Source organism: Acinetobacter indicus CIP 110367 (assembly GCF_000488255.1).
Classification (GTDB): domain Bacteria; phylum Pseudomonadota; class Gammaproteobacteria; order Pseudomonadales; family Moraxellaceae; genus Acinetobacter; species Acinetobacter indicus.
The window spans coordinates 35,423-61,321 of sequence record NZ_KI530755.1; the positions used below are offsets into that span (position 1 = coordinate 35,423).

At 48.8% G+C, this 25,899-nt stretch carries 27 protein-coding genes; 12 read left to right on the forward strand and 15 right to left on the reverse strand.

Annotated features, from left to right (window positions below; translation table 11 throughout):
• Nucleotides 1-61 precede the first annotated feature (61 nt).
• The 10 genes from P253_RS08725 to P253_RS15485 all read right to left on the reverse strand — a co-directional run bounded on the left by P253_RS08725 (nt 62) and on the right by P253_RS15485 (nt 6,917).
• Nucleotides 62-754 (reverse strand): BamJ family beta-barrel-assembly machinery protein, encoded by a 693-nt coding sequence (locus P253_RS08725; protein WP_016658691.1) that lies wholly within the window; start codon nt 752-754, stop codon nt 62-64.
• 46 nt (nt 755-800) lie between these two features.
• Nucleotides 801-1,505: a BamJ family beta-barrel-assembly machinery protein gene (locus tag P253_RS08730; RefSeq protein WP_005180950.1), complete on the reverse strand. Its 705-nt coding sequence runs from the start codon at nt 1,503-1,505 to the stop codon at nt 801-803.
• 236 nt (nt 1,506-1,741) lie between these two features.
• Nucleotides 1,742-2,764: an NADPH-dependent aldehyde reductase Ahr gene (gene ahr, locus P253_RS08735; RefSeq protein ID WP_005180948.1), complete on the reverse strand. Its 1,023-nt coding sequence runs from the start codon at nt 2,762-2,764 to the stop codon at nt 1,742-1,744.
• The gene (locus P253_RS08740; protein WP_016658692.1) at nt 2,761-3,348 is read right to left on the reverse strand and encodes a DNA-3-methyladenine glycosylase I; all 588 of its coding nucleotides are present in this window, start codon (nt 3,346-3,348) and stop codon (nt 2,761-2,763) included. The genes ahr and P253_RS08740 overlap by 4 nt, the downstream gene beginning before the upstream one ends.
• A 21-nt stretch (nt 3,349-3,369) precedes the next feature.
• Nucleotides 3,370-3,615, reverse strand: coding sequence for a hypothetical protein (locus tag P253_RS08745; protein ID WP_005180946.1), 246 nt, complete (start codon nt 3,613-3,615; stop codon nt 3,370-3,372).
• Between the two features lie 19 nt (nt 3,616-3,634).
• A complete protein-coding gene (locus P253_RS08750) occupies nt 3,635-4,174 on the reverse strand; it encodes a M23 family metallopeptidase (RefSeq protein ID WP_005180945.1) in 540 nt (179 codons plus the stop codon).
• Between the two features lie 57 nt (nt 4,175-4,231).
• On the reverse strand, nt 4,232-5,266 hold the full coding sequence (gene mutY, locus P253_RS08755) for an A/G-specific adenine glycosylase (RefSeq protein WP_016658693.1): 1,035 nt from the start codon (nt 5,264-5,266) through the stop codon (nt 4,232-4,234).
• A 111-nt stretch (nt 5,267-5,377) separates the two neighbouring features.
• Nucleotides 5,378-5,743, reverse strand: a complete 366-nt coding sequence (locus tag P253_RS08760; RefSeq protein WP_005180943.1) for an HIT family protein — start codon at nt 5,741-5,743, stop codon at nt 5,378-5,380.
• A 60-nt stretch (nt 5,744-5,803) separates the two neighbouring features.
• Complete coding sequence (locus P253_RS08765) at nt 5,804-6,541, reverse strand: dienelactone hydrolase family protein (protein WP_016658694.1); 738 nt, start codon at nt 6,539-6,541, stop codon at nt 5,804-5,806.
• A 217-nt stretch (nt 6,542-6,758) separates the two neighbouring features.
• Nucleotides 6,759-6,917, reverse strand: a complete 159-nt coding sequence (locus P253_RS15485; protein ID WP_005006601.1) for a DUF1328 domain-containing protein — start codon at nt 6,915-6,917, stop codon at nt 6,759-6,761.
• A gap of 191 nt (nt 6,918-7,108) precedes the next feature.
• Between P253_RS15485 and P253_RS08775 the strand changes: the two genes are divergently transcribed.
• Both P253_RS08775 and P253_RS08780 read left to right on the forward strand, forming a co-directional pair.
• A complete protein-coding gene (locus tag P253_RS08775) occupies nt 7,109-7,561 on the forward strand; it encodes a YcgN family cysteine cluster protein (RefSeq protein WP_016658695.1) in 453 nt (150 codons plus the stop codon).
• A gap of 174 nt (nt 7,562-7,735) precedes the next feature.
• Nucleotides 7,736-9,004 carry a replication-associated recombination protein A gene (locus P253_RS08780; protein WP_016658696.1) on the forward strand — a complete coding sequence of 423 codons (1,269 nt, stop codon included), beginning with the start codon at nt 7,736-7,738 and terminating at the stop codon, nt 9,002-9,004.
• Nucleotides 9,005-9,279: 275 nt separating this feature from the next.
• Here P253_RS08780 and purC read toward each other — a convergent pair whose 3' ends face one another.
• The 3 genes from purC to dapA are packed head-to-tail and all read right to left on the reverse strand — an operon-like array spanning nt 9,280 to nt 11,551.
• The gene (gene purC, locus P253_RS08785; RefSeq protein ID WP_016658697.1) at nt 9,280-9,999 is read right to left on the reverse strand and encodes a phosphoribosylaminoimidazolesuccinocarboxamide synthase; all 720 of its coding nucleotides are present in this window, start codon (nt 9,997-9,999) and stop codon (nt 9,280-9,282) included.
• A gap of 37 nt (nt 10,000-10,036) precedes the next feature.
• Nucleotides 10,037-10,639 (reverse strand): hypothetical protein, encoded by a 603-nt coding sequence (locus P253_RS08790; RefSeq protein WP_005180933.1) that lies wholly within the window; start codon nt 10,637-10,639, stop codon nt 10,037-10,039.
• Between the two features lie 15 nt (nt 10,640-10,654).
• Complete coding sequence (gene dapA, locus P253_RS08795; protein ID WP_005180931.1) at nt 10,655-11,551, reverse strand: 4-hydroxy-tetrahydrodipicolinate synthase; 897 nt, start codon at nt 11,549-11,551, stop codon at nt 10,655-10,657.
• A 726-nt stretch (nt 11,552-12,277) separates the two neighbouring features.
• Here dapA and mhpT point away from each other — a divergent pair.
• The 4 genes from mhpT (at nt 12,278) to ppk1 (ending at nt 17,556) form a co-directional block, all read left to right on the forward strand.
• Nucleotides 12,278-13,486: a 3-(3-hydroxy-phenyl)propionate transporter MhpT gene (gene mhpT / locus P253_RS08800; RefSeq protein WP_005180930.1), complete on the forward strand. Its 1,209-nt coding sequence runs from the start codon at nt 12,278-12,280 to the stop codon at nt 13,484-13,486.
• 145 nt (nt 13,487-13,631) lie between these two features.
• The gene (pncA, locus tag P253_RS08805; RefSeq protein ID WP_005180927.1) at nt 13,632-14,288 is read left to right on the forward strand and encodes a bifunctional nicotinamidase/pyrazinamidase; all 657 of its coding nucleotides are present in this window, start codon (nt 13,632-13,634) and stop codon (nt 14,286-14,288) included.
• Nucleotides 14,289-14,325: 37 nt separating this feature from the next.
• Nucleotides 14,326-15,255: a bile acid:sodium symporter family protein gene (locus tag P253_RS08810; RefSeq protein ID WP_034598041.1), complete on the forward strand. Its 930-nt coding sequence runs from the start codon at nt 14,326-14,328 to the stop codon at nt 15,253-15,255.
• A gap of 237 nt (nt 15,256-15,492) precedes the next feature.
• Complete coding sequence (gene ppk1, locus P253_RS08815) at nt 15,493-17,556, forward strand: polyphosphate kinase 1 (protein WP_016658698.1); 2,064 nt, start codon at nt 15,493-15,495, stop codon at nt 17,554-17,556.
• Nucleotides 17,557-17,619: 63 nt separating this feature from the next.
• Here ppk1 and P253_RS08820 read toward each other — a convergent pair whose 3' ends face one another.
• Entirely contained in the window at nt 17,620-18,873 is a 1,254-nt protein-coding gene (locus tag P253_RS08820; protein WP_016658699.1) for a hypothetical protein, read from the reverse strand.
• A 77-nt stretch (nt 18,874-18,950) separates the two neighbouring features.
• Here P253_RS08820 and serB point away from each other — a divergent pair, with 77 nt between their 5' ends.
• From serB to P253_RS08835, 3 genes are all read left to right on the forward strand, one after another.
• On the forward strand, nt 18,951-20,171 hold the full coding sequence (serB, locus tag P253_RS08825) for a phosphoserine phosphatase SerB (protein ID WP_005180917.1): 1,221 nt from the start codon (nt 18,951-18,953) through the stop codon (nt 20,169-20,171).
• 401 nt (nt 20,172-20,572) lie between these two features.
• Complete coding sequence (gene aciT, locus P253_RS08830; protein ID WP_005180916.1) at nt 20,573-20,908, forward strand: ciprofloxacin tolerance protein AciT; 336 nt, start codon at nt 20,573-20,575, stop codon at nt 20,906-20,908.
• Nucleotides 20,909-21,062: 154 nt separating this feature from the next.
• A complete protein-coding gene (locus tag P253_RS08835; RefSeq protein ID WP_016658700.1) occupies nt 21,063-21,548 on the forward strand; it encodes a hypothetical protein in 486 nt (161 codons plus the stop codon).
• A 69-nt stretch (nt 21,549-21,617) separates the two neighbouring features.
• Here the strand turns inward: P253_RS08835 and dtd are convergent, their stop codons facing one another.
• Nucleotides 21,618-22,058: a D-aminoacyl-tRNA deacylase gene (dtd, locus tag P253_RS08840; protein WP_035363358.1), complete on the reverse strand. Its 441-nt coding sequence runs from the start codon at nt 22,056-22,058 to the stop codon at nt 21,618-21,620.
• Nucleotides 22,059-22,284: 226 nt separating this feature from the next.
• Here dtd and P253_RS08845 point away from each other — a divergent pair, with 226 nt between their 5' ends.
• From P253_RS08845 to pncB, 3 genes are all read left to right on the forward strand, one after another.
• Nucleotides 22,285-23,805, forward strand: a complete 1,521-nt coding sequence (locus P253_RS08845) for a catalase (RefSeq protein ID WP_016658702.1) — start codon at nt 22,285-22,287, stop codon at nt 23,803-23,805.
• A 173-nt stretch (nt 23,806-23,978) separates the two neighbouring features.
• Entirely contained in the window at nt 23,979-24,473 is a 495-nt protein-coding gene (locus P253_RS08850; protein ID WP_016658703.1) for an ankyrin repeat domain-containing protein, read from the forward strand.
• Nucleotides 24,474-24,571: 98 nt separating this feature from the next.
• Nucleotides 24,572-25,771 carry a nicotinate phosphoribosyltransferase gene (gene pncB, locus P253_RS08855; protein WP_035363359.1) on the forward strand — a complete coding sequence of 400 codons (1,200 nt, stop codon included), beginning with the start codon at nt 24,572-24,574 and terminating at the stop codon, nt 25,769-25,771.
• Nucleotides 25,772-25,899: the final 128 nt, after the last annotated feature.

The window sequence follows — 25,899 nt, forward strand, 5'->3', positions numbered from 1 at the left end:
CAAAGGGTTTTTTTATGGGCTTTTATTGAAAGATGAGGCTGCATGAGCAGCACAAGCATCTTTATTTATTGATCACTTCCAGCAGTTCGACATCAAAAATCAGGGTGCTGTTCGGTTCAATCGCATCGCCAGAACCAATCTGGCCATAGCCCAGATTCGCCGGAATAAAGAAGCGGTATTTAGCCCCTTCACGCATCAGTTGCAGGCCTTCGGTCCAGCCCTGAATGACTTGTGTGACCTGAAACTCAGCCGGTTGCTGACGCGCCATCGAGCTATCAAACACGGTGCCATCAATCAGGCGGCCTTCATAATGCACGCGTACTTTGGAGCTGGCTTTCGGTTTTTTTCCGGAACCGGATTGCAAGACCAGATATTGCAGCCCCGATGAAGTGACTTTCACCCCATCCTTACGCGAGTTTTCCGCCAGAAAGGCCTTGCCAATCATGTGATTGGCTTCGGCGCGCTGTTTAAGCTCAATCAGCTGTTTGGCTTCGGCCTGCTTTTTGAACTGCGTCAGAATACGGGCCATGTCTTCATCGCTCAGGCTGGCTTGCTGGCCCAGTGAAGCAGCTTTTAAACCGGCCACAAAGGCATCCAGATCCATACCTTTTAAGGTGTCGACATTGCTGCGCCCCATTAAATAACCAAAGCTGTAGCCCACCTGCTGTTCAGTGGAGCTTTTGGTGGTCACCGGTTGAGCCAGTGTGGCCGCGCTACACAGGGCGAGGCCGAGCAGGGTGATCGTTTTTTTCATATTATGCGTCCCTAAACAACGAAGGAGAGCCAGGCTCTCCTTGTTTTTATTTTACTTCAATCAGCTCAACATCAAAGATCAAGGTGCTGTTTGGTGGAATCATGCCCGGCACGCCCTGTTCGCCATAACCCAGTTGTGACGGGATATACAGCGTGGCTTTCGAGCCTTCTTTCATCAGTTGCAGACCTTCGGTCCAGCCTGGAATCACCTGGTTTAACGGGAACTCGATTGGTTCACCACGTTCAACCGAGCTGTCAAATACTTTGCCATCGACCAGTTTACCGGTGTAGTGTACTTTTACCACAGAGCTGGCTGTTGGCTGTTTGCCATTGCCTTGCTGGGTAATTTTATATTGCAGACCTGATGCGGTGGTTTGTACCCCTGCCTGTTTGGCATTTTCAGTCAGGAAGGCATCGCTGGCCGTTTGTGCCTGCTGGGCCTGATCAGCCTGTTTTTGTTGCAGTTCCTGCTGGAACTGTTCATAGGCCTTTTGTAATTCTTCTTCAGTATAGGCTGGCTGCTGACGCGCATGACCTTCACGGACACCGGTCACAAAGCTGTTAATGTCCAGCTCTGGTGGAGTTTGATGGGCAACTTCATAGCCTAATGCATAGCTGATTTTTTCAACCGCAGACGCATTTGCAGATGCTTTTGAGGATACAGTGGCAGGGTGTTGAGTTGCATAATAAACAGGAACAAGTGCAGCACCGCCTAAAATTACAGCAACAGCAATGGGTAAGGCTTTACTCATAGGTTTTCTCAAATCATTTTATCGTGTCAAAGCTGCTTTCATGTTAGCAGACTTTTTGAATCAAACCGCTGACATCAATCATTCGGTTTGGCTAATTAATATATGCGCATCGTTAAGCATATGCCATAACAGACTGAATATCTAACACATTTTTTATACAATCGGGGCCAGCCGCAGAGGCGGCCCAATTTATTCGTGAGTAATTGTATCTATTATAGATTTGGCTTCAAAGCAGATTAAAAATCTGCTTTCAGCACCACCCGGTAACGCGCCCGGCCAGCATGTAAATGTTCAATTGCCTCGTTAATCTGCGACATCGGGAACACTTCAACCTGCGGCGCCAGCTGTTTGCGGGCGGCAAATTTCAGTAACTGGCGCAAGGTCGATGGTGAACCGGTCGATGAACCTGTCACCGCTTTGCCACCACCAATTAACGCACCAGCCGAGACCTGTAACGGCTCTAAGGTCAGGCCCAGCATATGCAGCGTACCATTTGGTGCCAGGGCAGACAGATATACCGGCCAGTCCAGGCTAACATTCACCGTACTTAAAATCAGGTCAAACTTGCCGCGCTGGGCTTTCAGGGCAGCGCTGTCACGGCTATTCACCACATGATCGGCGCCCATGGCTTTTAACTCTGCGGTTTTCTCCAAGTTGGAACTGAAGGCCGTAATTTCACAGCCCCAAGCTTTGAGCAGTTTAATGGCAATATGCCCAAGGCCGCCAATTCCAATCACCCCGACATGATGCACCGCCTGAATCTGGTGCTTAATGATCGGATCAAATACGGTAATACCGCCACAGAGCAGCGGGCCGGCACTTTCCGCATCCAGATCATCCGGTAAGGGAATGACCCATTGCCAGCCGGCGCGGACCTTATCGGCAAAACCGCCGGCATGTCCGACAATGGTGGCGACACTATCGCCGGTACATTGCACCTGCCGGCCGGACAGGCACGGATCACAGTGCTGGCAGCTTTCAGCCGTCCAGCCAATGCCAACGCGCTGGCCCACAGATAATCCTTTGGCTTCACTTCCTAACTGGACAATGGTACCAATAATTTCATGCCCGGCCACCACCGGATAGACCGAAGAACGCCAGTCATTGTTAATCACCGATAAATCGGAATGGCACAGGCCACAATATTCCACCTGAACTTCGACCTGATGCGGCAACAGTTCGCCAGCATCAAACTGATATGGCACCAGCGCTTCGCCGGGTTGCATGGCGGCATAGGCACGAATGGTAGTGTTGCTCATGATGAGTGCTCCTCGGCTAAAGGGGGAAGAGATTTAAAGGCGCAGTGATCTTCATGGTCGTTGACCATGCCGACGGCCTGCATAAAGGCATAACAGATGGTGGGGCCAACAAATTGAAAGCCCTGCTTTTTTAAAGCTTTAGACAGTGCCACACTGGCTGCAGTATAGGTCGGGGCGCTGCGATAATCGGGCACGGTATGCTGCTCGGGCTGATGATCGACAAATTGCCACAGCCAGTCGACCAGATTGATACCTTGCTGCTGCAGCTGGAGCCAGGCCTGAGCATTGGTGCGGATGGCTGCGAGTTTGGCCGGATGCCGGATTAATCCGCGATCCTGTAATTTGTCCTGCAAGGCCTGATCAGACAACGCGGCAATATCGGCAATGGAATATTGAAAAAAATGCTGACGGTAACATTCGCGTTTTTTGAGCACGGTAATCCAGGCCAGACCGGCCTGCTGGCCTTCCAGACATAGCATTTCAAACAGCTGCGCTTCATCGTGAAGCGGGCGGCCCCATTCCTGGTCGTGGTAGGCGATATAGAGCGGATCTTCGGAGCACCAGCCGCAGCGTGTTCGATCCATAGATGATGCTCCTGTACGGGTTTAAAGCTGGAAATGAACCCATTGATCCTGACGGTTATCCCAGTAAGACAATTCCGCCTGAGGCAGATCGGCAAAGGCAATCCAGACATCCTTGCCGGATTTATCGGCATAGCCGGTGCTGATCAGAAGTGCATCTTCAGTAATTTCCATGATCCAGCCCTGATGACTCTGGCCGTTCAACATAATTTTCTGTTGATTCCCGGATTCGGCAAATTCGACCAGTCGATTGATCAATGCTTCTGACATGTACACTTCCTAAAGCAAACTAACGTAAATAGGGATAGGGATTGACTGCACCGCGACCTTTGCCATTTAAATACAGGCCATAATGCAGATGCGGCGCGGTATGGCGGGCGTTGCCGCTATTGCCGACATAGCCAATTAGATCGCCTTTCTTGACATAATCTCCGACCTTCAGGCCACGTTTATGCCGGTCCAGATGGGCATAATAATGCCAGCTGCCGCCCGGTCCCAGAATCCATACCACTTTACCACCCAAATTGTTATTGCGTAAGTCGGCAATGAGGCCTTCGGTGGCGCTGTACACCTTGCTGCCGCGTGGTGCCAGAATATCAATGCCTTCATGCAGGCGACCGCGACTGCGTGACGCGCCCCAGGTATCTTGCAAGTGCTGACGTTTGACGCCCTGTACCGGCACTGGCAAGCGGGTTTTAAGTGGCATGTGCTGCAGTTTTTTGACCATGGCCGGCGGTAGGGGCGCCGCAGGTTTTTTCGGTGCCGAGGTACAGGCTGCTAGCAGAATCAGACTGAAGAAAACACAGCAGAGTGAAATCGAGCGAAGCACAGCATCTCCCTGATGATTATTATGTCGATGGTATTCGAATTCCAGTCTTTGACTATGTCATAAATCGGCGGCCGAGATCAATTTTTTCATGGCGGTCGGCAGTCCACGTGCAGTAGCCTGTGCCGGCGTCATCCATTCGGCGTCCAGCTCAATCGCCAGATGTTCCTGCTGGTCCGACTCGACCGGAATTACACTGGCATCCAGCAGCCAGGTAAAGTGGGTAAAGCTGTGTGAAATCTGCAGCTGCTGTTGTCGCTGTTTCAGACCCAGACGCTGACAGAGCGCCTGAAACTGCGCTGGATCATCAATAATCGGCAGGCACCATAATCCGCCCCAGAGGCCGCTATTCGGCCGCTGCTGCCACAGCCACTGGCCATCACTGTGTAAGAGCAACACCTGGGCCTGTCTTACGGGTACGGCTTTTTTCGGTTTTTTAAATGGTAATTCGGCTTCTAGGCCCTGCTGGTGGGCCTTGCAGCGCTGCTGCATCGGGCAGTACAGACATAAGGGTTTTTTCGGGGTACAGATGGTGGCACCGAGGTCCATAATCGCCTGGGTGTAGTCATGATTACGCTCGGTCGGACACAGCTGTTCTGCCAGCTGCCACAAGGCCCGTTCATGTACCGGTTTGGACAGATCATCTTCAATGGCAAAAAAGCGCGCCAGCACCCGTTTGACGTTGCCATCCATAATTACGCCGTATTGTCTGAGACCCAAAGACATCAGTGCGCCTGCGGTCGAGCGGCCAATGCCGGGCAGGGCCATCCACTGTTCCAGATTTTCCGGAAAATGTCCTTGCTGGGCCACTATGCCGGCCGCTTTATGCAGATTGCGTGCCCGGGCATAGTAACCGAGTCCGGCCCAGTATGGCGCCACTTCATCCCAGGAGGCACGGCCTAAGCTTTCCACATCGGGAAAACGCTGAATAAAGCGCTCGAAATATTGCAGCACGGTTTTGACCTGGGTCTGCTGCAGCATGATTTCCGATACCCAGACTTTATACGGGTTATCGGCCACCTGCCAGGGCAGGTCATGGCGACCGTGTACATCAAACCAGGAAAGCAGGGCATGGGAAAAAGAAAAGGCAGACATGAGAACCGGAACTGTTAAGCAGTCGCCTAGTATACCCAAATCTTGCCGATGCAGCAGGCAATAAAAAAGGTGATGCCGCGGCATCACCTTCTGTTTTGGTAGCGGCAAGGCTTAGATGCTGCCGCTCATCCCCCAGCGTTGATCCAGCTTGAGGATTTGACCTTCATAGCGCGGAATAATGTGGATATGCAAATGCTGCGATGGGCTGCCAAACACATCGCCATCGTTAAAACCGACATGAAAGCCCGCCGGTTGATGGCGCAGCTGTAATTCATTCCGCGCCAGTTCCAGCAGCGACATCAGGCTTTTACGTTCTTTGTCGGTAACATCAAAAAAAGAACTGACATGACGTAGAGGGATAATGACACAGTGGCCTTTAGACAATGCGTTCGGTTCGGGTAGAATCACGCCATAATCATTTTTGGCAATGACATCATATTCATCAAAGTTGCAATATGGGCAGTCTTGTTCGGTCATTCTTCTATCCTCTATTCAAATTCATTAATCTTTTTCAATATATATGGCCTCATGCCAGAATCAGGCCAAACGGCGTTGTAATAATTGGTACATGGCATCCAGGCTTTGCTGTTCTGCTACCGGGCTATAGCCGAGGTCGACGCCATTGGCTTTGGCACGTTCATCGGCCAGCGGGTTACTAAAGCCGTGCTTGGCATCTTCAAACACAATCACGTCATGTTCTACCTGGGCAGCGTGCATTTCTTCACGGAAGCTGGCCACATCATCCAGCGTTACCATGCTGTCCAGTTCACCATGCAGCACCAGAATTTCTGCCTGCACCTTGCCTTCCTGCGCTGGTTCTCTGGCCGCCAGAATGGCATGGAAAGTCGCAACGGCTTGCAGGTTGGCGCCTGAACGGGCCAAATCCAGCACCACTTTGCCGCCATAACAGAAGCCAATGGCTGCCAGTTTAGCCTGATTTACTTCCGGTTGGGCAGCTAAAGTGTCCAAAGCCGCAGACGCACGAGTCACAATTGTATTCGGGTCTTCAAAGGTCTGGCTCATCCATTCATTGGCCTGGGCAGCCGTGGTGGTATTTTTCTTGTCGCCATACATATCAATGGCCAGGGCGGCATAACCATGTTCTGCCAGTTCGCGGGTACGCTGTTCAATATATTCATTTCGGCCCCACCATTCCGGTGCCACAATCACACCCGCGACTGGTGCATCGGTTTCGGGTGCAGCAAAATAACCGACCAACTGGCTACCATCTGCCGCCGTATACTGAATTTCGCGAGTTTTGATTGCTAAAGTCATGCGTCCAATCCTTGTGTTTTTTGAAATAATTCGATTAAAACATAAAAATGAGACAGCGGTTTGAAAAACATTTCAATGGGCCTAAACAAATGTGAGAAAATATTTTTAAGTTATTTTTCAAAGAATAATCTGTCTGTATCTGCTGTCGGTCTAAACACAGGCATAAAAAAAGAAGGATTTGCATCCTTCTTTTTTGTGAGGGTCAGGGTATAAGAAACTATACCTTGCCGCGGGACAGGAAGCCGACAATTGCCAGAATAACAGCAATAACCAGCAGAATGACCGCGAAATCTTTAGATAAACCAGCGACACCACCGAAACCGAGTAGACTGGCAATAAGTGCGATTACAGCGAAGATAATGGCCCAACGAAACATAATTTTTCTCCATGTGTTTTTATACTTCTTGATCAAGTATAGGGGCAAGTCGCTGATTTGATTGTTTTGCTTTTGTTTATTAAGTGTTCAACTATTTATTTAAGTCTATGATTCTATTGTATCTATGACATAGCACATGCTTTTGTAGAAGACTGTTATAATAGACCGGTTATTTTGTAGTGTTGTGCATCATGTCTGATCAGCTTCGTCCCCAATTCTGGAAAAATTATCCGTTAACAGCCTTAACCCAGGCAGAATGGGAAGCGCTGTGTGATGGCTGCGGCTTATGTTGCCTGGTTAAACTGGAAGATGAAGACAGTCATGAAGTCGCTTACACCAAAGTGGCCTGCAAGCTGCTGGATTGTACGACTGCCCGCTGTTCGGACTATCCGAACCGGCAGCAACAGGTGCCGGACTGTATTCAGCTGACGCCGGAAAAGCTGGACAGTATTCACTGGCTACCGCCAAGCTGTGCCTATCGCCGTTTAAAAGAAGGTAAAAACCTGCCGTCCTGGCATTATTTAAATACCGGTTCACGTCAGAGCGTGATTCGCGCCAAAAAATCGGCCGCTGGCCGCTGTATTTCTGAAACGGAAGTCAATGAAGAAGAAATAGAAGACTATATTGTGCGCTGGGTACGTTAAGTTTTTAGGCCGTCTGTATCTTTAAGAGCAAAATTGGCGATTTAAACCTGATAAAATAACTGCCTACATTTAGACTCAGTTTGCCGCAGCAAGCGCTAAAAAATCGGCTATTGAAATACTTCATTTTGCCATAACATAGTACACTCAGCCGCAGCTTTGTACAGAAAACCTTCTATGTCAGACAGCCATATTCCACTTCCTGAACGTTTGCGCCCGCGCGATCTGTCGCAGATTATCGGTCAAGATCATCTTCTGGGGGAGCAGGCCCCGTTACGTCAAATGATTGATCAGGGCCATTTGCCTTCGATTATTTTCTGGGGACCACCAGGCGTTGGAAAAACCACCATTGCCTTGTTGCTGGCGCAGGCGGTTGATCGTCCTTTTGTCAGTCTGTCTGCGCTCAATACCGGGGTTAAGGAATTACGTGAAGTGATTGCCGATGGCGGCGATTTACTAACGCCGGTGGTGTTTATTGACGAGATTCACCGCTTTAATAAATCCCAGCAGGATGCCTTATTAAATGCAGTCGAGAAGGGCAAAATTACCCTGATTGGTGCCACCACGGAAAACCCGTCTTTTGAGGTGAACAGTGCCTTGCTGTCGCGCTGCCAGGTCTATACCTTAAATGCACTGAGTGCCGAGGCCATCCAGCAGCTGCTGACCCAGGCCGTCCAGAATGATAGCTTCTTAAAAGAACGTTATATCCAGATTGAAGAGTTTGAAGCACTGGTGCAGTTTGCGGCGGGTGATGCACGTAAGGCGCTGAATTTACTCGAGCTGATTGCCGGCACCTTTGAGCCGGACACAGAAAACAGTATTAACAATGCCCTGGTCGTGAAAGTGGCGCAGCAGAATATTGCCCGTTACGACAAATCTGGCGAGCAGCATTATGATCTGGTCTCGGCCTTTATTAAGTCGATTCGCGGCAGTGACCCGGATGCGACTCTGTACTGGATGGCGCGCATGCTCAAGGGTGGAGAAGACCCGCTGTTTATTGCGCGGCGTATGCTAATTGCTGCCTCGGAAGATATTGGCAATTCCAACCCAAATGCCTTGTTGCTGGCCGGTGAATGTTTCCGCGCAGTGCAGGTGATTGGTATGCCGGAAGCGCGGATTATTCTGGGCCAATGTGCAGTCTATCTGGCCACCAGTGCCAAAAGTAACAGTACCTATCTGGCCATTAACAAGGCGCTGGACTTGGCGGAAAAAACCGCCAATTTGCCGGTACCGTTACATTTGCGTAATGCGCCGACCAAGCTGATGAAAGAGCAGGGCTACGGGGTGGATTATCTGTATCCGCACAATTATCCGGAGCATTTTGTATTGCAGGATTATTTGCCGCCAGAATTAAAAGGCACCAAGCTGTATGAATCGGCGCGCAATAAACGCGAAGTTGAAGCCGAGCGTTTACAGCAGCGGCGCTGGATGCAGCAGCAACAGTAGCAATAAAAAAAAGCCCAATTCAGAGGGATGAATTGGGCCAAACTGGATGTTAGATTGGGAGAGAACATCCGCGAGGATTAACGAAACTGATCGGCAGTCACTGTAAAATTTACCGTGTCTTGCCTATGTGCTTAAGCATAGGTCAAAACTAAAAATATGTAAAAACGATCATTTTTATAAGTTGAATTTGTTTTTTCGATTGAGAGTGAGAAAACTCAGCCAATAAAAAACCGGATCAGCTGATCCGGTTTTTTTATCGTTCATCTTGGAGATGATCAGATATTGTCGAGGTTGATGCCTAAACGTGCCGCAACTTCTTCATACGCTTCAACCACACCGCCTAAACCTTGACGGAAACGGTCTTTGTCGAGTTTTTTCCTGGTGTCTTTGTCCCATAGACGGCAGCCGTCTGGAGAGAATTCATCACCCAGCACGATACGGTCGTGGAATACACCAAATTCAAGTTTGAAATCGACCAGAATCATGTTGCCGGCATCAAACAGGGCTTTTAGTACATCGTTAACTTTGTAAGTCAGTTCTTTCATTTGTGCCAGCTGCTCAGCAGTCGCCCAACCCAGCGCAATCGCTTGAGATTCATTGACCATTGGATCGCCTAAGGCATCATCTTTAAAGAACAGTTCAAATGTTGGCGGGGTCAGTTCCTTGCCTTCTTCGACACCGAGGCGACGGCAAAGAGAACCAGCTGCATAGTTACGGATTACGCATTCAACCGGAATCATGCTCAGCTTTTTCACTAGCACTTCATTTGGGGTTAGCAGTTTTTCAAAATGCGTTTCAATACCGGCTTCAGCCAGTTTTTCCATAATAAAGGCGTTAAAACGGTTGTTCACCTTACCTTTACGATCTAGTTGTTCGATCTTTTCGCCATTGAACGCAGAGGCATCGTCACGAAAGACTAAAATCAGGTGGTCTTCACTATCTGTGGTATAAACAGATTTCGCTTTACCAGTATAGAGCAAGGTTTGTTTTAACATGAGGGAACCTTTTTCAGAAAAAAATGCCTAGTAATGTCTAGGCTGGCCAATTTTGGTAAATCTGGGCCAACAGGTCTGCAGCTTTTTCTTTGTCTGCAAAACTGTTGTCGGCGTTGAACACAGCCAGGTTGTTACTTGTACCGACAGAGGTGAGTCTTAAGACGTAGGTCTGTTGATCGACCGAGATGGTGACTTCGTAACGGTTTTTGCTCTGACCAATAATGCTATGGTTCAGGCTGCTGAGTGTGGCAAGCGTATACTGCCAAATTGTAGCAGAATTTCCATCTATTTTGAGCAGTGGATTTTGATTTCCATCTACAACCGGTTGTGGACGACCTGGCGCGGTGTTGTCCTGTACAGCAGCGGCCTGAGTTGGCTCTACGGCTGGAGGACGAGGAAGTGCGAAACGGTTGCCACGGCTGTTTTCCAGCTTCGGTGCATGTTCAATGGCCAGTGGGTCAACCGTTGGTGCAGGATACAATGGCGTTGCTGGTCGGGCCACAGCACCTTCAGGATATTGTAAGGGCGCAAGGGTGGTGGTGTCTTTATAATCCAGAGAGCCATTGCTGATGGCTAAAGAACTACAACCTGCCAAACTTACCACTGAAAGTGCAGCGATTAAACCAAAACGTAATTGCATAATATTGTGCTCTTATTAAATGACACCCGAAGCCTGTAAAGCTTCACGTAACGGTGCGCGATATTGTTCTGCAAGTGGCGTTAATGGCAGGCGGATGCCGGTACCAATTAAGCCCATTTCATGAAGTGCCCATTTCACCGGAATTGGGTTTGATTCACAAAATAGAATATTGTGTAAATTTGCAACTGTATTGTTACGTGCTTCAGCGCTGTCATTGTCGCCGGCAATGGCTGCGGCACAAACTTCGCTCATGACTTTTGGTGCCACATTGGCCGTAACCGAGATATTGCCTTTGGCACCAGCCAGCATTAACTGATAGGCAGTGGCATCATCACCTGAATAGACAGTCATGTCTTTACCCGCCAGACCGGCCAATAATTCACGGCCACGTGGTACATCGCCAGTGGCATCTTTAATGCCCACAATTTGTGGAATGTCGGCCAGACGAATAACTGTTTCATTGGACATATCAACGCCAGTACGGCCCGGAACGTTATACAGGATTTGTGGCAGATCCACTGCTTCGGCAATAGTCTTATAATGCTGATATAACCCTTCCTGGGTTGGCTTGTTATAATATGGCGTGACGAGAAGTGCGGCATCGGCGCCGAGTTCTTTGGCTTCTCTGGTCAGTTCGATCGCTTCATGCGTTGAGTTTGCACCAGTACCAGCAATCACCGGGATACGTTTGTTGGCCACGCGAATGATTTCTTTAATCACACGTGTATGTTCAGCCATGCTTAATGTAGAGGCTTCACCTGTCGTGCCCACGGCCACAATACTGTTTGTGCCTTGTTCTATGTGCCACTCAACCAGCTTCTCGAGACCTTTCCAATCTACGCTGCCATCTTCTAACATTGGGGTGACGATTGCGACAATTGAGCCTTGAATGGTCTGTGCTTGCTGAGTCATTTTGAAAAAATATCCTATTTTTCCATCCACAAAAGTTCGTAGAAACAGAAAACGTGGATGGTTGCAGTATTTTGATTTGAGTCAGAATTCAATAAGTCATGATTGAATAATGCTTATGCAAATTATGACTGATTCAGTGTGTCAGAACAATATCCGTAAGTCAAAGCCAATATCAACTTTATCCGCTGCTCAAAACAGTCCGGTATAAGGCATAAGTTGGTGCTTTTACAGCAGCTCCGGTTCATCTTCGACTTTAGAATGAACTGGTGAGTAAGCACAGGTCTATAGAAGCTGTCCGGACAGCAATTTTGCCTGGAAAAAGCAGTAAAAAGCTGTGAAAACCAGGTAAAAGGGTCGGAATTAAGATAAAAAAACACTTAAACTAGACCTGAAAATTATTTGAACAGGCTTTTTTTTAATGCCATTTCCTGCTTAAAACTTTACTGAATGATTTTTTTCAGATCTAAATAAAAATAATAGTTTTGACTGTCTGTTTATTTATATCCTTTGATATTTATATGAATTTTATTGTTTTTTTAAAGTGATATTCCTCAATTAAGTCTTTCTAAAACTATATGTTTGCGTGTCTTAAAATAAGAAATGTCTATTAATTTTTTGCCAGACCGGGGCTTTATTCCACTTATTGGTAGTTAATTCAGAGGACATCCTCATAGATGATGGCGGTCTTAACCTTTTATAAACACTGATTGAAACAAGGATTCTCCAATGGAAAGATCAGATAATCGACATGCGATTGTGACAGTAGCCATCTGTTTCTTGATTGCGGTCATTGAAGGCTTGGATATCCAGGCAGCAGGTATTGCCGCAGCTGGTATCCGTGAGCATTTTGGCCTCGATAGCTCGCAATTGGGGGTGTTTTTTAGTGCAGGGATTCTGGGCTTATTGCCTGGTGCACTGGTTGGTGGACGCGTGGCAGACCGTATTGGCCGTAAACAGGTGCTAATCTGGTCGACTGCCGTGTTTGCGGTCTTTACTTTATGTACCGTATGGGTCAACAGCTTTAACTCATTGCTGGCGGTACGTTTCCTGGCCGGTGCCGGTCTGGGTGCAGCCATGCCAATTCTGATTACGCTGGCCTCTGAAGCGGTATCACCACAAAACCGTGGCCGTGCCGTAGGTCTGATGTACTGTGGTATGCCAGTCGGTGCTGCGATTTTATCGTTAATTGCCAGTACCGATTTCGGTTCTAACTGGAAAAACATTTTCTACCTAGGCGGTTTATTACCTATTATCGTCATTCCAGTGATGATGTGGTTATTGCCAGAATCAAAGGAATATTTAAAAGCCAAAGATCAGGCTGCGAATACGACAGCAGAAGCTACGCCACAAGGTTCGTTTAAAGATCTGTTTAACTCGAACAACCTGCTCCGTACCATGTTCATCTGGGTCAGCTATTTCTTCACCCTGATGGTGGTGTACATCATGCTGAGCTGGTTACCGTCGCTGTTCCAGGAACTGGGCTTCTCGCGTAAAGAAGGCGCAACTGCACAGTTCTACTTTATGGTCAGCGCGACGATTGGTACCGTTATTTTGGGTATGCTGACCGATCGCTGGAAAAAAGCCTATGTCATTCTGTTGATGTACGGCGGTATTCTGGCCGGTCTGCTGGCACTGAACGCTGCAGGCTCGTTAACCCAAATGTATCTGGCCTCTGCGCTGGTGGGTGCATTCGTCATTGGTTGTCAGGGCGTACTGTATGCCTTCGGAGGTATCGTGTATCCAACTGAAGTGCGTGGTACTGGTATTGGTGTGGCATCTGCCGTGGGCCGTGTTGGTGCGATGCTTGGGCCTGCGATTGCCGGTTCACTGTTAACGGCTGGCTTTGGTGCAGCAGGGGTGATCTCTGCCGCGATTCCATGTATCGTGATCTCTGCCATCTTTATGTTACTGCTGGTGCGTCGTATTCAAAACTAAACACGCATTGTAACGACCCCTTCAGACAGCCCGCATATGCGGGCTGTTTTGTTTTCACCGTGCAGTCCAATGATTCCACTGCAACAAAACCATCCATTTGGTATATGCTAGGACGCTGACAATAAGCGAAACATGGATAGGTGTTATGCAAGCGCAGACGGCATTGATCGTAGTAGATGTACAAAATGGATTTACGCCGGGCGGTAATTTGGCCGTCGCTGATGCCGATCAGATTATTCCGATCATTAACCAGCTGGGACAGGTCTTCGACAATATTGTCCTGACCCAGGACTGGCATCCGCAGAATCATATTTCTTTTGCCGACAATCATCCGGGCAAACAGCCGTATGAAGTGGTGATGCTGGAATATGGCGAGCAGGTGCTGTGGCCGGCACATTGTGTTCAGGGCACCACCGATGCCGAACTGCATCCGGCGCTGGACTTGCCGCAGGCGCAGCTGATTATCCGCAAAGGGTTTCATGCGCAAATTGACAGCTATTCGGCCTTTATGGAAGCAGATCAGAAAACCACCACCGGCCTGGCCGGCTATTTAAAAGCGCGTGGCATCGACACGGTGTTTATTACCGGCATTGCCACCGATTTTTGCGTGGCTTGGACCGCCATAGATGCCTGCAAGCTGGGCTTTAACACCTTTGTCATTGCCGATGCCAGCAAAGGCATAGACCTGAAAGGTTCATTGCAACATGCCTGGCAGGAGATGCTGGCGCATGGGGTGAAACGGGTCTATAGCAAAGATGTGCTGAGCCTGTTACAGCCTGCTGCACAGCCAAGCCTGGCCTGATTGGCCCGAATCATTCATTCAGAACGTGCCGAGGTCTATGGTGTTAGGTTTTAGCCAGTTTGTACAGAAAACTTTTGCCCTGTGGGTGCTGCTGTTTGCAGTGATTGCCATGTATCAGCCAGAGGCTTTTGTCTGGTTAAAAGCCTATATTACCTGGATGCTTGGCATCATCATGTTTGGTATGGGCATGACCATGTCACTGCAGGATTTTAAAGGCGTGCTGCAAAGCCCCAAAGCAGTCGCGATTGGCGTGGCTGCGCAGTTTATGGTGATGCCGCTGTTGGCCTATCTGTTATGTGCCTTGTTCCGGTTACCGGCGGAAATTGCCATTGGGGTGATTCTGGTTGGCTGCTGCCCGGGTGGTACGGCTTCCAATGTAATTACCTATATGGCCAAAGGCAATACCGCCTTGTCGGTGGCCTGTACTTCGGTGTCGACCTTGCTGGCGCCGCTGCTGACCCCGGCAATTTTCTTTGTGCTGGCCAGCCAGTGGATTGAAATTGATGCCTGGTCCATGCTGAGCTCGATTTTACAGGTGGTACTGTTCCCGATTGTACTGGGCCTGCTGCTGCGCGCGCTGTTTAAAACTCAGGTGGAGCGTTCCATTACCCTGATGCCGCTGGTTTCGGTGGTGGCGATTGTTGCCATTGTCGCGGCAATTATCGCCGGCAGCCGGGCACAGATTCTGGAAAGCGGCTTGCTGATTTTAGCGGTGGTGATGCTGCACAATGGCCTGGGCTATTTACTCGGTTTCTGGGCAGCGCGTTTATTTAAATTGCCCTATGCCGACAGTAAAGCGGTGTCGATTGAAGTCGGAATGCAGAATTCTGGCTTGGGCGTGGCCTTGGCGGCGGTGCATTTTGCCGCGTCTCCGGTGACCGCCGTGCCGAGTGCCATCTTCAGTTTATGGCACAATATTTCCGGACCGGCACTGGCCACCTATTGGGCCAGCCGGCAGCGCCAATAAAGGACAGCTGTCATCCGGCTGTCATCAAGGCAAGGATGCCTTAGTATATTGAATATGCTGTCTTTTTACTTAGATAAAAAACAAAAAAATGATAAAAAACAGATTTTTATTTTGAACAAATTTGGGCTAATTTTCATCATTTGGTCATTTTTGTAACACAACTGTCATATTCAATTTCTAAGATGCCCTCACAGAGGCGGCACAAACAGACTGTTGTAAGACAGCATAGAGTGAGATATGAGCGATTTTCAGCATTCATCCATGACCTATTTCAATCGGGAACTGGCATTATTCGAGTTCCATCAACGGGTATTGGCCCAAGCGCTGGATGAGCGTCTGCCGCTGCTGGAACGCTTAAACTTTCTGATTATTTTTTCCCGAAATCTGGATGAGTTTTTTGAAATCCGCGTGGCGGGTTTAATGAAACAGCTGGATTTAAATGCCCTGACCCGCACCCCGGATGCAATTCCGACCGAACTGGTGCTGGCACAGTTATCTGAAGAAATTCATGCGGCGGTCGAGATGCAATATCGCACCTTAAATCAGGACATTCTGCCGCAGTTGCAGCAGGCCGGGATTCGTTTTATCCAATATTCACAAATTCAGGACAAGCATAAACCCTGGATTGCCCAGTATTTTGCCAAACAGGTCCAGCCGGTACTGACCCCAATCAGTCTGGACCCGTCACATCCGTTTCCGCGACTGGTCAATAAAAGCCTGAACTTTATTGTCAGTCTGGAAGGTAAGGATGCCTTTGGCCGTGAAATTGAAATGGCGATTGTGCCAGCCCCACGTTCCTTGCCGCGCTTAATTGCCTTGCCGCCTGAAGTGGCCGGGGAAGGGGAGGAACAGATTTTCCTGACGGCAATTATCCAGCAGCATATCAATGACCTGTTCCCAGGCATGAAAGCCACCGGCTGCTATGCTTTTCGTGTGACCCGAAATGCCGACCTGATTCTGTCGGAAGATGTCGATGATCTGGCGGTGGCCTTAAAAGATGAGCTGTCATCACGCCGTTTCGGCCGTGCGGTGCGTCTGGAAATTGAAGATGACTGCCCGCAGAGTATTATTGACTACTTGCTAGATGAGTTTGATCTGGATCAGCAGCAGCTGTATCAGACCAGTGGCCCAATTAACCTGTCGCGTCTCACCACCAGTTTTGACCGTCCGGAACTGAAATATCCGATTTTTAGTCCGGTGATTCCGCCGGTATTTCGCAAGCAGAAACCAATTTTTGAGGTGCTGAAAAAGCAGGATGTATTGCTGCATCATCCGTTTGATTCTTTTCAGCCGGTGATCAGCCTGCTCAAAGAAGCGGCCAAAGATCCGCATGTGCTGGCAATTAAACAGACCCTGTATCGCAGTGGTCCGGACTCGGAAATTGTGCAGGTACTGGCTGAAGCGGCGCGTAATGGCAAGGAAGTCACTGCGGTCATTGAACTGCGTGCCCGCTTCGACGAAGAATCCAATATCATGGTTGCCAACGTGCTGCAGGAAGCCGGTGCGGTAGTGGTGTATGGCATTGTCGGCTATAAAACCCATGCCAAAATGATTCTGGTGGTACGCCGCGAGCAGGACCAGCTGGTGCGTTATGTGCACTTGGGCACCGGTAACTACCATGCCGGCAATGCGCGCATGTACACCGACTACGGCCTGATGACCACCCAGCCGGATATCTGTGAAGATGTGCACCGCATGTTCCAGGAACTGACCGGCATGGGCAAAATGGCCAAACTGAAAAACCTGCTGCATGCGCCGTTCACCCTGCACACTGAACTGCTGAAACTGATTGAACAGGAAATTGAATTTGCCCAGGCCGGCAAAGCCGCGCAGATCATGATTAAAGTCAATGCCCTGACCGAGCCACAACTGATTGCGGCGCTATACCGTGCCTCTCAGGCCGGGGTGCAGGTTGATCTGATTATCCGTTCGATTTGCTGCCTGATTCCCCAAGTGCCGGGCATGTCAGACAATATCCGGGTGCGTTCGATTGTCGGTCGTTTCCTGGAACATACCCGCGTCTATTATTTTGAACATGGCGGCGAGAAAAAACTGTTCTGTGCCAGCGCTGACTGGATGGGACGTAACCTGTTCTCACGGGTTGAAACCTGTTTCCCGATTCTGGACAGCAAGATCAAGAAATGTATTGTCGAAGATGGTTTACGCAGCTATTTAAATGACAACCAGAATGCCTGGGAATTGCAGTCCGATGGCCACTGGCAGAAAGTGCAGCCGGAACCGGAACAGCCCCTGCACAGTGCACAGGCCTATTTACTGCAAAAAAAGCTCCTCAAACTCTAAGCCTCTATCAAAAAATCCTGACACGGGTCAGGATTTTGATCAGACGACAGCGGCTGCTGCGTCTTAAGACGCTTTAGAGTGCTTGCCACGTAAAATTTCAGTTCTTAACTGCTGGGCCAGTTCGGCCGCTTCACTGTCCATGCCATTGACCATATAGGCATGCCGGGTCAGCACATTGGTCGGGTTTGGCATACTGACCAGTTCATAATGATCGGACAGGGTTTTCAGTAATTCATGCGGTAAATGCACCGCATTTTCCTTAGCTGACAGCTGGCTGACCAAGCGTTCTGCCGCCTGCACCGAAGACAGCTGCATGGCATCGACCGGGCTGGACAGTGCACTGCGGGTTTGCAGCACAAAGCGTTTTTCTTCACGGTAGCGTTTATACAGCACTTCAGACAGCAGCTGGAACACGGTGCCAATCATCGCCAGACACGATGCCGCATTCGGTTTATCGGCCGACATGCTTAAGGTGGCGCCATCTTCATGGAATGGTTGTACCGTGGTGATATCCTGCTGGCTAAGTTTATAGTGCTGCACACACAGCTCGATGCTCTTGTTCAGGAAAATCTGGCATAGATTAAAATACGGCACCGAAACGGTTTTGTTGACCGTATCCATCAACTGTTTCGGATCATAGAACTGGATGTTTAACGAAATGGTATGCGGATCAACCGGGGCCGGTTTGTTTTCTTTCAGTTTTGGTGCGGCTTTGGCCTGTTGCTGCGCCTGTGCAATCGCCAATGCGGTATTGTGTTTTTCCTGCTCCAATGCCTGGGTCAGATTCTGGATTTCGTGTTTCAGACGCGATTCATTGTTGATACGCGTCAGATATTCTGAACGGCTTGGACGGGCAATCGCACGATAGGCCAGCCACAGCAGGGCATGAATAAACAGCGAACTGAGAATCGCCATCCACTGGGTACGCAGAATTTCGCCAATACTTGGTTTGACCAGGGTCACTTCAATGGTGCCGACTTTCTTTTCGTTTTGCAGCGCATCGCGTACAAAGACTTCACCCTGACGGGTTTTGGCCAGGCCACCGGTGGCCAGCACCTGATTGTTGGTATTCAGAATGCGAATTGAGGCAATACTCGGGTTGGTGGCATAACGATCGGCCAGAAGCGCCAGTGAAACGGTATTGGCCGGTTCCAGCTCGGACAGGCTGTCTGTGACCAGCTGGCTGGTGATCAGCTGGCCTTGACTGGCCCGATTTTCATTGAGCTGGTGAGTCGTTGCCAGTACCAGTAAAAAGGTATGCAAGGCAAAACTTATGGTCAGTAGGCTAGCAAATAGCCCTTGTCTAGGCGCATTCAACGTAAACTTCCAAAGTAATTCTACTTAAATTCGATTATGATTCTAACAATAGTTGTAGCTCAGACCCGAGTCAATTCATGCGAGAAATCATTCTTATATCATTTTTAGGACCTGACCAACCGAATCAGTTTACTCGATTAATGCAGGTTCTGTCCGCTCATTCCTTACAAATCTTAGATGTCGGTCAGGCGGTCATTCATAACCAGTTGACTTTAGGTATTGTCGTCTCATCAGATGACCAGACGGCTACCGCATTAGCCATGAAAGAGATCCTGATTTTAGCACATGATATTGGCTTAACTGTGCGCTTTAAACCGATCTCTGCAACAGAGTATGAACAATGGGTCAATGAAGGTGGCCGTACCCGTTACATCGTGACGGCTTTGGCGCCAGAACTCAATGCCTCTCATCTGCAGGCAGTAACACAAATTGTATCCAGCCAGGGTTTCAATATTGAGACCGTGACCCGTCTGTCTGGCCGTCCGGCAGCAGATGGTTCCAGCCAGGGGCCAAAACGTGCCTGTGTGCAGTTTGGTTTAAGCGGTCAGATGCTCGATGCCGCAGCCATGCGTGCCGCCTGTTTAAGCCTGTCCAACGCGCTAAGCGTCGATGTCGCGGTACAGGAAGACAATGCTTATCGCCGTAACCGTCGTTTGGTCTGCTTTGACATGGACTCAACCTTAATTGAGCAGGAAGTGATTGACGAACTGGCGATTGAAGCCGGTGTCGGTGCACAAGTGGCTGAAATTACCGAGCGTGCCATGCAGGGCGAGCTGGATTTCCAGCAAAGTTTCCGTGCCCGTGTGGCCTTACTAAAAGGTCTGGATGCGTCGGTTCTGCCAAAAATCGCCGAGCGTTTAACCGTGACTGAAGGCGCCGAGCGTCTGATTTCGACCTTAAAAGCCCTGGGCTATCGCACTGCGATTCTATCGGGCGGATTCCAGTACTTTGCCGAATATCTGCAGGACAAGCTGGGGATTGATGAAGTACATGCCAATATTCTGGATGTCGAGCATGGCGTGGTAACCGGGGAAGTGAAAGGCCATATTGTGGATGGTGCGCGTAAAGCCCTGTTGCTGCGTGAACTGGCCGAGAAAATGGGTATTTCTCTGGAGCAGGCCATTGCGGTAGGTGATGGTGCCAATGACCTGCCAATGCTATCCATTGCCGGTCTGGGGGTTGCTTTCCGTGCCAAACCGCTGGTACGTGAAAATGCCAATCAGGCGATTTCCAGCGTTGGCTTGGATGGTGTTTTGTATCTATTAGGTGTCCATGATAAAGACCTGAACCGGGCTTAAGCACAGCACAGGTTGAATCAAGCGCAGCATAAGGGCTGCGCTTTTTTTATGCAAAATCAGTGAACAAGGGCAAATGTTCATTTTTTGACTGAATCGAAATCTGCTTTAAAAACATTGAAAAAAATATTTTTCAGGGCAGTTTTGCAGGTTGTTTTTTTGTAATGACACGCGAAAGAAGGAGTAGCCTTATCTTCAGAAATCTTTAAAATTAAAAAAGTGTAATGACAATATAATATTGCGACAATGTGTGTCGCGTGGTCAAAATTTAAGTCTTTTTTTATCCAGAAAACTACTCATAATGCTTCCATAGATTTGAAATTGGCCTTGCCATTCATTTACAAGTATTGAAGATGGCATGGGGACTCGACAAGATCCACATCCATTTTTGGACGGAGGTTTTTATGTTAACAGCGAATTTAGCAACTATAGTCGGCTTGAGCTTGGTAGCGGCTGCTTTGATTGCTGTTTTCTTTTCGCCTTATCGTCGTTGGTTAAGCTTCATGTTGGCCGGTATGGCATTCTGGGGTATTTTGGAAACGGTCCGTTTTAGCGTACAAACTGTTTTTGAACTGCCTGTGACCTACAGCTATCTGTCTGCATTAACCCTGGCGATGATTGTTGTGACATTGCTTTTGCTACGCGAAGACCGTCGTGCAGAGCGTGCATTGGCCAAAAGACGTTATATCGAACATACCCCAGTGTATGAAGATGACCAGCAGCAGTATTCCAGCCGTTAATTCTATACAGATAAGACGTCCAAAAAATGTACAGTCATGTACATTTTTTTTTACTTTCGATAATGATTGTTATACAAAGCCTTGCTGAAAAATCAGCTGTTTATGTTAGGATGAAAAGCAATCTAACCCAACAATTACAATAGGCTCGGACGTCATGAAACTTTCCTCAATTCCTGTCGTGAAACTCCCTCTGGTTGATGTCAGCACGGATCCGCTTGATTTACTCGTGACAGGTTTGGCTTTGCGTATGAAGCAGCTTGCCCGTACCAGCCCTAAATTTATTGAGTTGGTTCATGAGCGTCAGTTCCGCATCCAGATTGGTACCGATACCGGTTTTGCCCGCCAGATTATTGTCAATAATGGCGACATTGATACCGTGTCGGGTGATGCTGAAAAAGCCGATTTTATTTTGCAGTTCGCCGACAGCGAGCAGGGCGTGAAAACCCTGATGAAAGGCGATCCGACTGCCTTTATGACCGGCATGCAAAATGGCACCATTAAAATGGAAGGTGATTTTGGTCTGCTGGTCTGGTTTAACCAGGTGGCGAAACTGGTACCACCAAAGCTGCCGAAACCGGTCAAAGAAAAAATTAAAATGGCGCGTCAGTTTATTAAGCAGAAAACTGGTAAATCAATCTGATTGCTGCGTCGAAACGCCCAAGAAAAAGGTCTTCCAGTGGAAGACCTTTTTTATGCACCAAGCATTGGCTTATTCAATTTCCAGCTGAAAGGTCACCGGCCCGTCATTGACCAGATGCACTTTCATATCGGCGGCAAAAATACCGGTTTCTACCTGTGCAAACTGGCTTTTGGCATAGTCCACCAGCTGATCATACAGTTCTTTGGCTTGCGCGGGGGGCATCGCCGGGCCAAAGTCAGGGCGTAAACCTTTCTGGGTCTGGGCCATCAGGGTAAACTGCGATACCAGTAAAATACCGCCGCCGGCCTGGCTGACATTCCAGCCCATCTTGCCCTGTTCATCATCAAAAAAGCGATATTTCAGGATTTTATCAATCAGCTTTTTGCCTTTGTCCAGATTATCGTCTTTGCCCAAACCTAAAAAAACCAGAATACCGTGCTGGATCTGGCCGGTGACTTCTCCCTCTACCACCACTTTGGCTTCAAGAACCCGTTGTAATAATGCGCGCATACGAATGAACTGTCTGACTGTGTTGATGGGGAGAGATTGTAGCAAATTGTGATCCAAAACAGAGAACGTCGGCTTTTTGTTGATTTAATCTCTTAAAACCAATATGGGATTGATGTTTTATCTAATAAAACGATTCTGGTTATAAAAATATTCCGTTTTCACAATTTTGTCATGATTGCTATTTTTTGCCTGCAGGAAAGGGAAAGTATAAACAAGAGGTGATGGAATGGTGAAACATTCATTATGGGTTGCGATGCTGGCAACCATGACATTGAGCACACAAGCAGCAGTACTCACCAAAGACAATGGCGCAGCCGTAGGCGATAACCAGAACTCGATCACTGCCGGTGAAAACGGTGCCGTGTTACTGCAAGATGTACAACTGGTGCAGAAACTGCAGCGTTTTGGGCGGGAGCGTATTCCTGAGCGGGTGGTACATGCCCGTGGCACGGGCGCTTATGGCGAATTTGTGGCGACCAAAGATTTATCTGACTTAACCGTGGCCTCACTGTTTAAAGCCGGTACCAAAACACCGGTGTTCCTGCGTTTTTCTACGGTCATTCATCCCAAAGGTTCGCCGGAAACCCTGCGTGATCCGCATGGTTTTGGTCTGAAATTTTATACGGAGCAAGGCAACTGGGATTTGGTCGGCAACAATCTGCCGGTGTTCTTTATTCGTGATGCGATGAAGTTTCCAGATTTCATTCACGCCATGAAGCCAAGTCCGGTGACCAATGTACAGGACCCGAACCGGATTTTTGACTTTTTACAAAGCCAGCCGTGGTCGGTAAATATGCTGACTTATGTCTATTCCAACCTGGGAACACCGCTGAGTTACCGGCATTTAGATGGTTTTGGGGTACATGCCTTCAAGCTGTATAACGCCAAAGGCGAATATAAATATGTGAAGTTTAACTTCCGTACCCAGCAGGGCGTAAAGGGCATGAATCTGGAGCAGACCCGTGACATGCAGGGCAAGGACTTTAACCACCTGACCAATGATCTGTATAACAATATTTATGCCGGCAACTATCCGAAATGGGATTTATATATTCAGGTCCTTGATCCGAAAGACCTGAACAATTTTGACTTTAACCCGCTGGATGCCACCAAAATCTGGCCAAACGAGTTAATTCCGGAAACCAAAGTCGGCACATTAACTTTAAACCGGATGCCGAAAAACTTCTTTAATGAAACCGAGCAGTCGGCCTTTGCACCGGGCAACCTGATTCCGGGAATTGAGCCCTCCGAAGACCGTTTGCTGCAAGGCCGTATTTTCTCCTATTCAGATACACAGCTGTACCGTTTAGGGGTCAATCATCAGCAGATTCCGGTCAATCGTCCGCGGGTGCAGGTCAATAACAATAATCAGGAAGGCTTTATGAACATCTCAGAGCGGGATTCTGAGGTGAATTATGAACCAAGCCTGAAACAGCCAAAACCGGCCGCAGCAGTGGCACGTGCGGTGGCTACGCCACTTGCAGGTACAGTGCTGCAACAGGCCATTCAGAAACAGCAGCCGTTTAAACAGGCCGGTGATTTATACCGTTCTTATTCTGCTGTAGAGAAAAAAGACCTGATCCGTAACCTGGCGGTAGATTTGGGCGCGGTAAAAGATGCTGAAACCAAGCACATCATGCTGTCTTATTTCTACAAGGCCGATGCCGATTACGGCACCCGCCTCACCGCGGCGGTCAAAGGCAATCTGGCCACAGTCAAAGCCAAGGCGGCCAAGCTGCAGGACTAAACTTTTTTCTAGCGCTGTTATAGAAGAAGCTGCACAGCGTTAGACCGTACTGGTGACGGGTGCGCTCGACGTCACCTCTTGAAAGTCCTGTAAAACTCGCATCCCTTTCCTGCACCCTGGGGGAGTTTTACAGGCACCTCTTTATTTTTGCCGATTCAGACAGGAGCAGCAAGATGCGTATTTTCACCATGCTCTGTGCCGGACTGTTCAGCCTGGGAGTAGTCACAGCACCGGCCTGGGCACAAGCAGATTCATCCTCGGCCACAAGCCAAACCGTAGCACCATCTGCCGCACAAGAGCTGATTGATCTGTTTTTTGCGGCCGCCCGCAGTGGCCAGCATGACGTGATTCAGGAATTTTTACAGCACGGTTTTCCGGTCGATGTCCGTAATTCGGCCGGTTTTACGCCATTAATGATGGCGACGTATTATGGCCATCAGCCAATTGTCAGCACCTTGCTGGCCTATGGCGCCGACCGCTGTGCACGTGACCAGAAAGGTCATACCGCGCTAATGGCAGCCATTGTAAAAGCCGAGTGGGGTATTGCCCGGCAGTTACGTCAGGTCGATTGTGATGCTCACGCGGTCCAGACCGGCCAGCTGACTGCCGAAGAATTTGCCCGGGTATTTGGCCAACAGCAGCAATTTCAGAAGCTGAGTGAGGACTAGCCGAGCGCCAGGTTCTTACCCAATGGTCGATACAAAAGGTTAAATATCGCTGTAAAAATTATGCTTTAATGCAAGGAGTACAGCAAAAACGAACTCTTATGGCACCAATCATCCACTCTTTGCTTGATACCGACTTGTACAAATTTACCATGCTACAGGTGGTCTTACATAAATTCCCGCAAACCCACAGTGTCTATCATTTCCGCTGCCGTAATCTGGAAGATACGGTCTATCCACTGGCGGATATTCTGGATGATTTAAATGCACAGCTGGATCATTTGTGCCGCCTGAAATTTAGCGAAGATGAACTGCAATATTTGCGCAGTTTACGCTTTATCAAAAGCGATTTTGTCGATTATCTGGAACTGTTCCAGCTCAAGCGCCGTTTTATTCGTGCCGGCATCGACAGTGAAGGGCGTCTGGATATTGTGGTAGAAGGCCCGATGGTTCAGGCCATGATGTTCGAGATTTTTGTGCTAGCCATTGTCAATGAGCTGTATTTCAGCCGTATTCGCAGTGATGAGGTGCTGGCCGAAGGCGAACGCCGTCTACAGGCCAAAGTGGCCTTGGTACAGCAATATGCCGCTGAGCAGAATCCGGAAGATCCGCCGTTTCTGGTTTCGGATTTTGGTACACGCCGCCGTTACAGCTTTGCCTGGCAAAAGCATGTGGTGCAGCAGATTAATGTTGCCGCGCCGGGCGTATTCCGAGGTACCAGCAATGTGCTGCTGGCCAAACAGCTTGGCATTACTCCAATTGGCACCATGGCGCATGAATTTTTACAGGCCTTTCAGGCGCTGGATGTGCGTTTACGTGACTTCCAGAAAGCGGCGCTGGAAACCTGGGTACAGGAATATCGGGGTGACTTGGGGATTGCCCTGACCGATGTGGTCGGGATGGATGCCTTCCTGCGTGATTTTGACCTGTATTTTGCCAAACTGTTTGATGGCCTGCGCCATGACAGTGGCGATCCGTATAGCTGGGGCGACAAAGCCTATGCCCATTATAAAAAGCTGAAAATTGACAGTAAAACCAAGATGCTGACCTTTAGTGATGGCCTGACCCTGGAAAAAGCCTGGGCGCTACACAACTACTTTAAAGACCGCTTTCAGGTCAGTTTCGGGATTGGCACCAACCTAACCAATGATATGGGACAAACTCCGCTGAATATTGTGTTAAAGCTGGTGGAATGTAACCGTCAGTCGGTGGCCAAAATTTCCGACAGTCCGGGCAAAACCATGACCGACAACGACACCTTCCTCGCTTATTTGCGTCAGGTGTTTGATATTCAGGAATAAGCAAAAATACAGACCAGGTCCAGTGCAAAGGCTGGACCTCGTCCTCTCCCTGGTGGCGGGTTGAGCTCTATCCATTTTTCTGCGCAAGGAATGCAGAAATTCAGGATAATCCTAAAAATGACTTGTGC